Annotated in this window: 8 protein-coding genes; 5 read left to right on the top strand and 3 right to left on the bottom strand. The window is 63.6% G+C overall.

The window, feature by feature from the left end; translation table 11 throughout:
* The first annotated feature begins 184 nt into the window (after nucleotides 1-184).
* The 3 genes from QD280_RS17295 (at nucleotide 185) to QD280_RS17285 (ending at nucleotide 3,364) form a co-directional block, all read left to right on the top strand.
* On the top strand, nucleotides 185-1,366 hold the full coding sequence (locus QD280_RS17295) for an ABC transporter substrate-binding protein (RefSeq protein WP_216060571.1): 1,182 nt from the start codon (nucleotides 185-187) through the stop codon (nucleotides 1,364-1,366).
* Between the two features lie 107 nt (nucleotides 1,367-1,473).
* Nucleotides 1,474-2,361 (top strand): branched-chain amino acid ABC transporter permease, encoded by an 888-nt coding sequence (locus tag QD280_RS17290; protein ID WP_043334657.1) that lies wholly within the window; start codon nucleotides 1,474-1,476, stop codon nucleotides 2,359-2,361.
* A 1-nt stretch (nucleotide 2,362) separates the two neighbouring features.
* Nucleotides 2,363-3,364: a branched-chain amino acid ABC transporter permease gene (locus tag QD280_RS17285; protein ID WP_082388929.1), complete on the top strand. Its 1,002-nt coding sequence runs from the start codon at nucleotides 2,363-2,365 to the stop codon at nucleotides 3,362-3,364.
* 484 nt (nucleotides 3,365-3,848) lie between these two features.
* Here the strand turns inward: QD280_RS17285 and nirD are convergent, their stop codons facing one another.
* Genes nirD through QD280_RS17270 form a run of 3 tightly spaced genes read right to left on the bottom strand, consistent with a single transcriptional unit; the run spans nucleotide 3,849 to nucleotide 8,397 of the window.
* The gene (nirD, locus tag QD280_RS17280; protein ID WP_279840090.1) at nucleotides 3,849-4,313 is read right to left on the bottom strand and encodes a nitrite reductase small subunit NirD; all 465 of its coding nucleotides are present in this window, start codon (nucleotides 4,311-4,313) and stop codon (nucleotides 3,849-3,851) included.
* Nucleotides 4,310-6,967 (bottom strand): nitrite reductase large subunit NirB, encoded by a 2,658-nt coding sequence (gene nirB, locus QD280_RS17275; protein ID WP_279840089.1) that lies wholly within the window; start codon nucleotides 6,965-6,967, stop codon nucleotides 4,310-4,312. The genes nirD and nirB overlap by 4 nt, the downstream gene beginning before the upstream one ends.
* Nucleotides 6,964-8,397 carry an FAD-dependent oxidoreductase gene (locus QD280_RS17270; RefSeq protein WP_279840088.1) on the bottom strand — a complete coding sequence of 478 codons (1,434 nt, stop codon included), beginning with the start codon at nucleotides 8,395-8,397 and terminating at the stop codon, nucleotides 6,964-6,966. Before QD280_RS17270 ends, nirB begins: the two co-directional genes overlap by 4 nt.
* Before the next feature lie 841 nt (nucleotides 8,398-9,238).
* On the opposite strand from QD280_RS17270, the gene QD280_RS17265 reads away from it, so the two are divergent.
* Entirely contained in the window at nucleotides 9,239-12,103 is a 2,865-nt protein-coding gene (locus QD280_RS17265; protein ID WP_279840087.1) for a molybdopterin-dependent oxidoreductase, read from the top strand.
* On the top strand, nucleotides 12,072-13,058 hold the full coding sequence (cobA, locus tag QD280_RS17260; protein ID WP_279840086.1) for a uroporphyrinogen-III C-methyltransferase: 987 nt from the start codon (nucleotides 12,072-12,074) through the stop codon (nucleotides 13,056-13,058). The genes QD280_RS17265 and cobA overlap by 32 nt, the downstream gene beginning before the upstream one ends.
* The last annotated feature ends 234 nt before the right edge of the window (nucleotides 13,059-13,292 follow it).

Below are 13,292 nucleotides of genomic sequence, written 5' to 3'. Positions count from 1 at the left end.
TTGCCGGGTAATCCGGTCTGGAGATGTCATGCACGCCACCGCTTCATCCAACGCCACTGCTACATCCAACGCCACTGCTACATCCAACGCCACCGTTTCATCCAACGCCACCCCTGCCGCGTCACCGTTGTCACGCCGCATCACGGCGGCCACATGCCGGCGCCTGTTGCCGCTGTCCGCGCTCATGATGGGGTCACTGCTGTCGGCGGGAATCGCGCAGGCCGATATCAGCGACGGCGTGATCAAGATCGGCTATCTGGCCGACATGTCGGGCACCTATCGTGATTTGGCAGGCCCAGGTGGTCTCGATGCGCTCAAGATGGCCGTCGAGGACTTCGGCGGCAGCGTCAACGGCATGCCGATCGAGGTATTGAGTGCCGATGACCGCAACAGCGCCGATGTCGGTGCCAATACGGTGCGCGGCTGGATCGATCAGCAGAATGTCGACATGGTCGCCGGGTTGGTGGCCTCATCGGTGAGCATCGCGGTGACTCGGATTCTCGCCGAACAGGACACGCTGGGTATCGTTTCCGGCTCGGCGGCTTCCAGCATCACCAATGAGCATTGCACGCCCAATCATGTCCACTGGGTGTATGACACCTATCCGCTGGCGCACGGCACGGCCAAGGCGATCGTCGATGAAGGCGGCGACAGCTGGTTCCTTTTGACCGCGGATTACGCCTTCGGTCATGCCCTGGAAGGGGATGTGGAAAAGGTGGTGAGCGAGAACGGCGGCACCATCGTCGGCAAGGTGCGCCATCCTTTCCCGACCAGTGATTTCTCCTCCTACATCCTGCAGGCGCAGGGTTCCGGGGCCAAGATCGTCGGGCTGGCCAACGCCGGGTCGGACACCGTCAATGCGCTGACTACGGCGAGCCAGTTCGGCGTGGTGCAGGCCGGGCAGTCGCTGGCGGGGCTGTTGATCTTCCTCAATGACGTGCATGCCCTGGGGCTTGAGGTGGCGCAGGGGCTGCAGCTCACCACCGGCTGGTACTGGGACCTCAATGACGAGACACGTGCCTGGTCCCAGCGCTATCACGAGCGCAATGAGCGCATGCCGACCATGGTGCAGGCCGGTATCTACTCCAGCACCCTTCATTACCTGAATGCGGTCGCGGCCACCGGCAGCGATGATACCGCCACCGTGCGCGCCAGAATGGGCGAGACGCCGGTCAACGACATGTTCGCCAACAACGGCACCATCCGTGCCGATGGGCGCATGGTGCACGACATGTATCTGGTCAAGGTCAAGGCGCCCTCCGAGTCCCAAGGCGAGTGGGATGTCTATGACGTGATCCGCACCATTCCCGGCGCTGAAGCCTACCGACCGCTGGCGGACAGCCAGTGCGAGCTGGTCAAGGGCTGAAGCCGAACGTCAGTCGAGTCGCTGAGGCGTATGGCATGGCGCTGCCGGTCGGATGATCGGCAGTGCCGAGCGGCTGACGCGAATGGGCGCTGAAAAGGAATGTGCGGATGACCATGATTTTTGGAATACCCCTGATGGTGCTGTTCGGTCAGCTGATGCTGGGGCTGATCAACGGTGCCTTCTATGCATTGCTGAGCCTGGGGCTGGCGGTGATCTTCGGTCTGTTGCGCATCATCAACTTCGCGCATGGTGCCCAGTACATGCTGGGCGCCTTCGCGGCGCTGCTGGGAGCGCAATATCTGGGGCTCAACTACTGGACGGCGCTGATCGTGGTGCCGCTGGTGGTGGGAGCATTGGGCATCGTGGTCGAGCGTCTGCTGCTGCGGCGCATCCAGCATCTTGATCACCTCTATGGCCTGTTGCTGACCTTCGGGCTGGCGCTGATCTTCGAGGGCACGCTGGTGAATCTGTTCGGTGTCTCGGGGTCGAGCTATCCGATCCCCGAGGCGCTGAGTGGCGGCTTCAAGCTGAGCTTCATGTTCCTGCCCACCTATCGCGCCTGGGTGCTGGTGGCGGCGTTGGTGGTCTGCTTCGGAGTCTGGTTCCTGATCGAGCGCACGCGCCTCGGTGCCTATCTGCGCGCGGGAACCGAGAATCCCGAGCTGGTGCAGGCCTTCGGCATCAATGTGCCCTTGATGGTGTCGCTGACCTACGGACTCGGTGTGGCGCTTGCCGCCTTCGCCGGCGTGCTGGCCGCGCCCTTGTATCCCGTCTCGCCGACCATGGGCTCGAGCCTGCTGATCGTGGTGTTCGCGGTGGTGGTCATCGGCGGGATGGGCTCGATTCTCGGCGCCATTCTTACCGGGCTCGCGATGGGGCTGATCGAGGGGCTGACCAAGGTGTTCTATCCCGAGGCCGCCAATACCGTGATCTTCGTGGTGATGGTGATGGTGTTGATGCTTCGCCCTGCCGGGCTGTTCGGAAAGGAGGCCTGACATGGCCGTACTGCAACAGGATCACCAGGCCGCGCGTGCAGGCAGCGCGCCGCGCAGAATCACCCCGCTGGGCGTGCTGTATCTCGTGCTGTTCCTGCTCGGGTTGCTGGCACCCTGGGTCGCCTATCCCGTCTTTCTGATGAAGATTCTGTGCTTTGCGCTGTTCGCCAGCGCCTTCAATCTGCTGCTCGGCTTCGTGGGGCTGCTGTCCTTCGGGCATGCCGCCTTCCTGGCCACGGGCGCCTATATCACCGGCTTCTTGCTCGCGGAATATCCGGGCCTGAGTCCGGCGCTGGGCATCGTGGCCGGTACGCTCGGCGCGGTAGTGCTGGGGACGCTGTTCGGGGCGCTGGCCATCCGGCGGCAGGGCATCTACTTCGCGATGATCACGCTGGCCCTGGCCCAGATGATGTTCTTCTTCTTTATCCAGGCGCCGTTCACCCACGGCGAAGATGGCCTGCATGGCGTGCCGCGCGGTGAGCTGTTCGGCGTGTTCGACCTGGCGAACAATCACACCCTCTATTACTTCGTGTTCGCGATCTTCGTGGCGGCCTTTGCCCTGATCCGGCGCGTGGTGCATTCCCCCTTCGGTCAGGTGCTGAAGGCCATCCGCGAGAATGAACCGCGCGCCATCTCGCTGGGCTATCACACCGATGCCTACAAACTGGTGGCCTTCGTGCTGTCGGCGGGGCTGGCAGGCCTGGCGGGAGCGACCAAGACGCTGGTGTTCCAGCTCGCCTCGCTGGGTGATGCCAGCTGGCACATGTCGGGGGAGGTGATCCTGATGACATTGCTGGGCGGCGTCGGCACGCTGCTCGGGCCACTGGTGGGCTCCGGGCTGGTCATCGGGCTGCAGCACCAGTTGGCGCAATCCGCGCTGGGCGATTGGGTCAGCGTGATTCTGGGCGCCATCTTCGTGGTCTGCGTGCTCAGCTTCCGCAGCGGCATCATCGGGGAATGTCAGCGCTGGATCGCGCGTCGTCAGCAGCGGGAAGAAAAATGAGTGGCGAGGCGGCGAGAAGGAAAAGCGAGAAGCACGAAGGGAGATCAGCAAGAAGGAGTGAGCGGCCCATCGTGCTCTGAAGCAAAGAGAATCAATGACTTACCGACGATTTCAGACATAAAAAAAGTCCACCCCAAATAGGGTGGACTTAAATGCCATTGTATATCGAGGGGGATACGCCGGTCCCGGATCCTCGACTCAGCAATGAGCACGCCATGCGAGATAGCCGCCATTTGCCATCTCGCTGTATAGATTGCATGCTCGATGCCAGTTTTTCAGTATCCTCAATAAAAACAATGGTTTGAGATGTTGATGCCTGTTTGCGGGCTGCCAGGTGCCGGTCAGATGGCTCGAGGCGTGCGCGCTGTTGGGCGATTCATGGTGCGTTGCAGCATGGTTGTGCACCAAATATGTGCCGTTTTTCGAGCATATGCGTACGTCATCAATAACTTATGTGGCTTGCGGGTGTGGATAGCGGGTGTGGCTAGCAGGCATCGTCTGCCCGCTGGCACTGTATCTGTACCTCGCCGCCTGCCAGACGCACAGGCCACACCGTCAATGCGAGTGTGTCGTCGTCCAGGCATTGGCCATCACTGAGTCGATAGCGCTGCTTGTAGAGTGGCGAGATCACCAGTGGCTCTCCGGCGTGATCACCCAGCAGGCCGCGGGCAATCACGTTGGCGCCTGACACCGGGTCATGATGGTCGATGGCGAACAGCGTGAGGTCGTCGCTATCGGCTGTGGCCGGCAGCGTGAACAGGGCGATCTGGCGGGCCTGGCCGTCTGCCTCAAGCCAGGCGGCCACGCCGGAGCCCGGCACCAGGTCCTCGCGCTGGCAGAGTGTCACCCAGCGTAGCGGCGTCTGTGCCGCGGCAGAGGTGTCCTGTGTTGCAGAGGACGGGCTGGAGAGCGGATCGGTAGATGCTGTGGCGAGTGCAGGCGATGTCATGAGCGTACCTCCGTGGCCAGGTGGGTCGTTGACTGAGGTTGATGTTCTGCCACTGCTTCGCGGGCGCCACCGTCGCTGATGATCAGATTGCCACTGGCCAGTTCATCGCGGCTGGCGGGGCGAATCTGGTCGCGCTCGACGATATTGACCACGTCAGGGTCCGGGCGCTGGTCATTCACATAGCTGCGGAAGCGCTTGAGCTTCTCGGGGCTCTTGAGCGCATTGGCCCATTCGCATTCGTAGCGGTCCACCACCTGCTGCATCTGTTCTTCGAGCGTCTCACCAAGCCCCAGACTGTCCTCGAGAATCACCTCTTTCAGATAGTCGAGGCCGCCCTCGAGGCCCTCGCGCCAGACGGAGGTGCGCTGCAGGCGGTCGGCGGTGCGGATGTAGAACATCAGGAAGCGGTCGATGGTGCGGATCAGGCTCTCGTCATCCAGATCGGTCGCGAACAGCTCGGCATGACGCGGGCGCATGCCGCCGTTGCCGCAGACATAGAGGTTCCAGCCGTTCTCGGTGGCGATCACGCCGACATCCTTGCTCTGGGCCTCGGCGCATTCACGGGTACAGCCAGAGACGGCGAACTTGAGCTTGTGCGGTGAACGCAGGCCCTTGTAGCGGTCTTCCAGCGTCAGCGCCATCGCCATGCTGTCCTGCACGCCATAGCGACACCAGGTGCTGCCGATGCAGGATTTCACCGTGCGGGTGGACTTGCCGTAGGCGTGGCCGGTCTCGAAGCCGGCGGCGATCAGCTCGCTCCAGATATCCGGCAATTCATGCAGCTGGGCACCGAAGAGGTCGATGCGCTGACCGCCGGTGATCTTGGTATAGAGGTTGTAACGCTTGCCGATCTCGCCGATGGCGATCAGCTTGTCCGGCGTGATTTCGCCGCCGGGGATGCGCGGCACCACGGAATAGGTGCCGTTCTTCTGCATGTTGGCCATGAAGGTGTCGTTGGTGTCCTGCAGCGGAATGTGCGAGGACTCGGTGATCGGCGCGTTCCAGCACGAGGCCAGAATCGAGCCCACCGCCGGCTTGCAGATCTCGCAGCCCAGGGCATCCGGATGGCGGCCGTGGCTGGCCATCAGCTCGGCGAAGGTCTCGATGCCTTCGACGCGCACCAGCGAGTAGAGCTCCTGACGCGTGTGCGCGAAGTGCTCGCACAGTGAGCGATCGACCTCGACGCCACGACTTTCCAGCTCGGCATCCACCACCTTCTTGAGCAGCGCCGCACAGCCTCCGCAACCGGTGCTGGCCTTGGTGCAGGCCTTGATGGCGCCCAGATCACTGTTGCCGGCATCGATGGCGCTGCAGACATCGCCCTTGGAGACGTTGTGGCAGGAGCACAGCGTGGCGCTGTCGGGCAGGGCATCCGCGCCCAGCGTGATGGCTTCGCCACTGGCATCCGGCAGGATGAGTGCCGCCGGGTCCTTGGGCGCCGCGATGCCATTGGTGACGTACTGCAGCAGGGTGTCGTAGCGTGAGTTGTCGCCGATCAGCACCGCGCCCAGCACCTGCTTGCGGTCCTGCGAGACGATCAGGCGGCGATAGACGCCGTCGGCCTCGTCACAGTAGCGATAGCTGATCGCGCCCTCGGTCTTGCCGTGGGCGTCACCGATGGAGCCGACATCCACGCCCAGCAGCTTGAGCTTGGTGGACATGTCGGCGCCCTGGAAGCGGAAGCTCTCCTGAGAGGCGCTTGCGGCATCGCCAGCGCTGGCGGCCAGCAGGGACGCCACGCCGCGTGCCATCTGATAGCCCGGCGCGACCAGTCCGAAGATGCGCGATTGCCACAGAGCGCACTCGCCGATGGCGAAGATTTCCGGGTCCGAGGTGCGGCATTCGTCATCGATGATGATGCCGCCGCGCTCGCCGATCTCGAGGCTGGCGCTGCGTGCCAGCGCATCCTGAGGACGGATGCCGGCGGAGAACACGATCAGGTCGGTCTCCAGATACTCGCCATCGGCGAAGTTCATCCGCCACTGATGGTGCTCGCCGGGCACGATGTCGGTGGTGGCGCGATTGAGGTGCACCCCCACGCCCAGCGCAGTGATGTGTTGCTTGAGCGCAAGGCCGCCATCCTCATCCAGCTGCACCGGCATCAGGCGTGGCGCGAATTCGACGACATGCGCTTCCAGGCCGAGTGACTTGAGGGCATTGGCGGCTTCCAGCCCGAGCAGGCCACCGCCGACCACCACGCCATGTGTCTTGCCATCGGCGGCAGCGCGAATTTGATCAAGATCTTCCAGGGTGCGGTAGACCAGACGATTGCTGGCGGCGGCCTCGCTTCCCGGCTCACCGAGGCCCTGGATGGGCGGCACGAAGGGGGTCGAGCCGGTCGCCAGCACCAGGCTGTCGTAGGGGTAGCGCCCGCGCGTGGTGATGACATGGCCGCCATCGCGGTCGATGGCGGTGACACACTCGTCGAGGTGCAGGGTGACGCCCGCCTTGCGGTAGTCGTCGGCGGTGCCGAGCGCGAGAGATTCGGCATCACGTCCGGTGAAATACTCCGAGAGATGCACGCGGTCGTAGGCGATGTGGCGTTCTTCGCCGAAGACATGAATCTGGTAGTGCGCGGTGGCGCCCAGTGCGATCAGCTGCTCGACGCAGTGATGGCCAACCATGCCATTGCCGATGATGATCAGGTGTTTCATGCGGCCTCCTCGAAGGTGTCAGGGGTGTTGTCGTTTTTGTCTGTGGTGTCGCGATCACGATGCTGGTCTGTCATGTCTTGAGTGCCCGGCTTGCCGCTGGGGTCATCGGGCGCCGTCGGCGGGCCGTCCTGGGTCAGACGTGCGAGGGCTTCTGCCGGCATCAGCAGGAGGTCTTCGCGAATCCTGGTCAGTGGCGTACCGGCCTTGAGCGCTTCGAACAGGGCGTTGCCGGCACTGACGTCGCCGTAGAGCACCACGCCGACCAGGCGCTCCTCGCGCAGCAGCAGTCGGCGGTAGTCGCCCAGGGCGTGGTCCTGATAGACCAGCACCTCGTCATTCGGCCGGGGGGCAAGCTCGCCGCAGCTGTAAAGGTCGATGCCGCTGACCTTGAGACGCGTCGCCAGTGGCGCATTGCGATAGGGCGGGGTCGATTGCACGAGAAGCTGGCGGGCGAGCACTTCGATCTGCGCCCAGATGGGCTCGATCAGGCCGAAGGTCTCGCCAGCCACCTCACAGCATTCGCCCAACGCGTGAATGTGCGGATCGCTCGTGAGCAGGTGGCCATCGACCTGGATGGCGCGCTGACAGGCCAGTCCTGCAGCACGCGCAAGCTCGATTTCGGGGCGGATGCCGGTGGCGGCGATGGTCAGTCCGGCGTGAAGTTCGCGGCCATCCGTGAGGCGCACGCCGCTGATGCCGCCCGCCGGGGACTCGAGCCACTCTTCGAGGTGCGCGCCAGTGATGATGTCGAGGCCACGCTCGCGAAGTTCCTGCTCCAGCAGTCCGGCCGCGACCTGATCCAGTTGACGGTTCATCAGGCGCTCGCTGCGCTGCAGCAGCGTCACCTCAAGGCCACCCTTGCGCAGGCCCTCGGCGGCCTCGAGCCCGAGCAGCCCGCCACCGATGACCAGTGCGCCGGCGCCCTCCTGACGTCCGGCAAGACAGGCGGCCTGCATCTGCTCGACATCCTTCAGATCGCGAAAGCCCATCAGTCCCGGCGGCCAGTCATTGGCGGACGACGCCTTTGGCAGGTGAGCGGGCAGAGGCAGGGGCAGCGCTGGACGTGAGCCGGTCGCGATCACCAGCCGCTGATAGGGGATGCGGCCACCGCTGGCGGTCTCGACACAGCGGGCGGTGCGATCGATCTGGCTGACGGGGTCGCCGCTGATTCGTGTGATGCCGTGCCGCGAGAACCAGTCGGCCTGCTGGCTGATCAGGCCTTCGGTTCGTGTCTCGCCGGCCAATAGCGGCGAGAGCTGAATGCGGTTGTAGGGGAGGTGGGGCTCCTCGCCGATCACCGTGACCGGCCAGGGCAGCTGCTGATCAGGGCTCAGCGAGACCAGCTGCTCCAACAGCTTCTGCGCCGCCATGCCGTGGCCGATGATGACCAGTGCTGGCGTAGGCTCGCGGGTGGTAGATGACGGATGCATTCTGCCTCCTTGCGCTGACGTTCTGGACGCATAAAAAAAGCGCCTGCTTGCCGCCGTGATGATCACGACGTCAAGCAGGCGCCTTTGCCTGGAAGATGAGGGCTAAGCATTGGATAGCGAGTTGCAGCGTCAGGTGACGATGTCGCTGTCACCCGCAACTGCGACAGGTCTGGCGGACCGTTGGCTGCTGCATGTCACTCATCGGAGTGATGCGCTGCGGGACCTGCGATTCGGGGTCGTCATTGACCCAACCTGCCGATACTCAGGCGAATTCGGTGCCGCTTCAGAGAAAGTCGCTATTTTTCATTCACTTGCAGTTGCAGATGCTTGAGGCGAGGTCCTGCCATGGCAGAGTCGGTCGCGGTTGCGGGAGACATCAAGGCAGGGATTGGTGCAGTCGCATGCGCTGATGCACATGGCTGGTGCGTCAGCGGTGCCTGGCGCTGGCCGTCTCGCGCTGTTCGCCTCCTGCATCGGTAGCTTATGACAGCCAAGTGATTGTTATTTATGATGATTGGTCAGGGTTGGTCTGTTAAGTGCGTCTGTCAGGTCATGGGTGTGATACCTGATTGAGGGTTCGCGTCTCCGCAAGCTTCACTGTTGCGAGGCTCGCGAACCGGCCAACGGCGGCTCTTCAATCATGCACGCCATGTCGGCGTCTCGAAGACGAGATTGCGCACTCATCGGCATGACGAGACCGTATCCACCGTCAGTTTCCATTGTCAGTCTGCAGGGCAGACCAGGACTGACAACGACAGGCAAAGGCGCCTGATGACCGCACATTACGTGGCGGGTCATCAGGCGCCTTTTTTCATGCTTACTGCACCAGGGAGTGATGTCGATGCAGGCCAGCAAGCCCCAGAGCATAAGTGAGTCTTCCCCCTGCAGCGCCTCGACGACCTGCCCGTATTGCGGTGTCGGGTGTGGCGTATCGCTTGAGCTGGAAACCCGGGCGCAGGAGGGCGGTGAGCTCAAGCGCAGGATCACCGCCGTCAGCGGCGACAACGACCATCCGGCCAATTACGGGCGTCTGTGCGTCAAGGGGTCTGCGCTTGCCGAGACACTGTCATCCAGCGGCCGCCTGACGCAGCCTCAGATACGCGACGCCGCAGGCGTGCTGCGAGAGGTGAGCTGGGATACGGCGCTGGATCTGATCGCCGCTCGCTTCGGTGAGCTGCGCAGCACCCATGGTGGGGACAGCATCGCCGCCTATCTGTCGGGGCAGCTGTTGACCGAGGACTATTACCTCGCCAACAAGCTGTTCAAGGGCTTCATCGGTACGCCGCACCTGGATACCAATTCGCGGCTGTGCATGGCCTCGGCGGTCGTGGCGCACAAGCGTGCCTTCGGGGCAGACGCCGTGCCTTGCAGCTACGAGGATCTCGAGCGTGCCGAGCTGGTGGTGCTGGTCGGCAGCAATCTGGCCTGGAATCACCCGGTGCTGTTCCAGCGCCTCAAGCAGGCGCGTATCGACAATCCGCTGCTGCGTATCGTGGTGATCGACCCGCGCCTGACCGACAGCTGCGAGATCGCGGACCTGTATCTGGGCATTCGCCCCGGCAGCGATGCGCGCCTCTTCAATGGCCTGCTGGCCTATATGGCCGAGCGCGGACGCACCGATCGCCTCTATCTGGAGGCCCACACCCAGGGTTTCGATGCGGCACTCAAGCAGTCGAAGTGTGACGACTGCTCGCTTTCCGCGATTGCGCGGGATTGTGATATCGATGTGGAGCGTCTCGAGACCTTCTATTACTGGTTCGCCACCCAGTTGCACGTGGTGACGCTGTTCTCCCAGGGCGTGAATCAATCGACCAGTGGTACCGACAAGGGCAATGCGATCATCAATTGCCATCTGGCAGGCGGCAAGATCGGGCTGCCGGGCGCGGGGCCGTTCTCCATCACCGGGCAGCCCAATGCGATGGGCGGCCGCGAAGTCGGTGGCCTGGCGAACCAGCTGGCGGCACATATGGATTACGACACGCCGGGCGCGCGGGCGCTGGTCAGCGAGTTCTGGCAGGCGCCGAATCTGCCTGAGGGGCCTGGTCACAAGGCGGTTGAGCTCTTCGCGGCGCTGGGGCGTGGCGAGATCAAGGCGCTGTGGATCATGGCGACCAACCCGGCGGTGAGCCTGCCGGATAGCGCACGAGTGCGTGCGGCGCTGGCGGCCTGCCCGATGGTGATCGTCTCCGAATGCATGGCGGACAGTGACACCCTGGCGTACGCCGATGTGGTGCTGCCGGCCAGCAGCTGGAGCGAGAAGGATGGCACCGTCACCAACTCCGAGCGCTGCATCTCGCGCCAGCGTGGCCTGCTAACTCCGCCGGGCGAGGCGCGTCATGACTGGTGGCAGCTGGCGGAGGTCGGCAAGCGCATGGGCTTTCAGGAGGCTTTCGACTACTCGGGGCCCCACGCGATCTTTCGTGAGCACGCCCGCCTCTCGGGGTTTCGCAATTCTGCGCCGCGTCTCAAGGCCGGTCGCAAGCCATCGGCGACTTCCTCGGTCAAGCGGCTGTTCAACATCGCGCCGCTGGCGGAGCTGGATCGCGCGGGTTACGACGCGCTCAAGCCGATCCAGTGGCCGGTACGCCGCGGGGACAAGGGCGAGCTGATCGGCACGCCGCGCCTGTTCGAGGATGCCACCTTCAACACCCCCAATGGGCGCGCCCGCCTGGTGCCCGTGGTACCGCAATTGCCGCAACAGGCGCTGAGCGATGCGGCGCCGCTGCGCCTCAATACCGGGCGTATCCGTGATCAGTGGCACACCATGACGCGCACCGCGCGCAGTGCTCGCCTGATGAATCATCGTGCCGAGCCTTTCGTGGAGCTTCATCCGCAGGATGCGGCGGCTCGTGATTTGCAGGATGGCGGTCTCGCGCAGCTCAAGGGGCGTGATGAGCAGGGCGGGCTGCGTGGAGATTATCGGGCTCGCGTCCGCATCAGCAGTGGTCAGCGTCGCGGGGAGGTATTCATTCCGATGCACTGGAGCGACCACTTCGCGAGTCACGCTCGGGCCGGTGCGCTGCTGGCGGGTCTCGTCGATCCCTTCTCCGGACAGCCGGAATCCAAGCATGGCGCGGTCGAGGTCGAGTCATTGCCGTGCGAGTGGCAGGCCACCTTGTTGATCGCCCCCTCCATTCTGGCCGGGCGTGAGGATCTGGCAGATGCCGTGGCCCAGCTCGACGGGCGCTACTGGGCGCGTATTCCGCAATCGGCATTGGTGCGCTACCAGCTGGCAGGTCAGGGGCAGCCGGATTGGCAGCATTGGTGCGAAAGCCATCTGGGTGTCCCGGCGGGACTCTGGGCACAGGACGCCGCCCAGGGTGGCATCAGCGCAGCGGGCTTTCGTGATGGGCGTCTTGTCTGGTGGCTGAAGGTGATGCCGGGTGACGCACACCTCGATCGCCAGCCCAATATCGCCTGGCTGGGCGAGTGCTTCGCATCAGAGCAGCTCTCCGCGCATGAGCGGCGCAGCCTGCTGGCCGGCCGTCTCTCCGGGCAGGCGGATGTCGGGGCGATGGTCTGCGCCTGTCATCAGGTCGGCGAACTGACCATTCGTCAGGCCATCCAGTCCGGTGACGGTTCCGTGGAAGCCCTGGGCGCGCGACTGGCCTGCGGTACTCGCTGTGGTTCCTGCCTGCCTGAACTCAAACGTCTTGTGGAAGAGGAGCGATCCGATGAGCGGACTGATTCGTTGGAAATGGCGTGACCTGATGTCGGTATCCAGCAGTGCAGAGTCTCTCGGGATTCTCATGTCGCGGCTGACCGATGGCCTGATGTCGCGGCGCGAGTGGAGTGGCGAGAATCGGCATGTGCCAGCGCGCAGCGATGCCAACGGGATTTCTCCCGCCTGGGAGGCGTTTCTTCCGGGCCAGGTCGCGCTGGTGGGCGCGGGGCCGGGGGATCCGGACCTGATGACGCTCAAGGCTTGGCGAATGCTGAATGCTGCGGATGCGGTGGTCTATGACCGACTGGTCGGCGATGAGATTCTCGCTCAGCTACCGGTTCACTGTGAGCGCTATTACGTCGGCAAGGCCTGCGGCAATCATAGTGTGCCGCAGGATGAGATCGGTGCGCTGATGGTTCGCCTGGCGGGGGAAGGCATGCGGGTCGTGCGTCTCAAGGGCGGTGACCCCGGTGTCTTTGGCCGCATGGGGGAAGAGCTCGCGGCCCTCGATGATGCCGCCATCACGCGTCATATCGTGCCGGGCATCACCGCGGCTTCCGGTGCGGCCGCTGCCCTGGGGATGCCATTGACGGACAGGGCGCATGCACAGCGTCTGCGTTTCGTGACCGCTCAGCTCTGCAGCAAGAGTGAGCAGCCTGAATGGCAGCAGCTGGCGCGTCGCGATGAAACGCTTCTCTTCTATATGGGGCTCAATCGTCTTGAGGTGATCTGCGATGAGCTGCAGCGTCATGGACTGCCGGCGGACTGGCCGATGATGCTGGTCGCCAATGCCAGCCTTCCCGAGCAGCAGACTCTGCACGGCTCGCTCGGCAATATGGTGAGTCGTCTGGCCGAGCATCCATTGCCGACACCGTGCCTGATCATCGTGGGCAGTGTCTGCCAGATGGCGGCGGGGAGAGAAAGTGCATTGGCCGATGCCGTCGCGCATGCAGCGGCTCACATGTCTTGCAGGGAAGTTTTTGAAGAAGCGTGTTGAGAGGGGGGAGGTGCGCTTGATGGAGTGGTACTGAAAGCGCCGGTAAATGAAGTGGCTGTATAGAGAGCTCTTCATGTGGTGTTCTTCGAGATGTCGTCCTGATGGCGCTAGAGAAACGCATGGGCCCGCTTTGCACTCTTTTGGACATTGCTGCCAAAAAGCCCTTGCCCTCACGGCGGTTCGTGCGTAAAGTACGCATCCGCTGCCGGGGACGCATGGCGTTACCAGCGGTGA

It is taken from the genome of Cobetia sp. 1AS1 (assembly GCF_029846435.1).
Lineage (GTDB): Bacteria > Pseudomonadota > Gammaproteobacteria > Pseudomonadales > Halomonadaceae > Cobetia > Cobetia amphilecti.
Note: the sequence above shows the minus strand (reverse complement) of the source record. Positions and strands in the feature narration are given on the sequence as shown.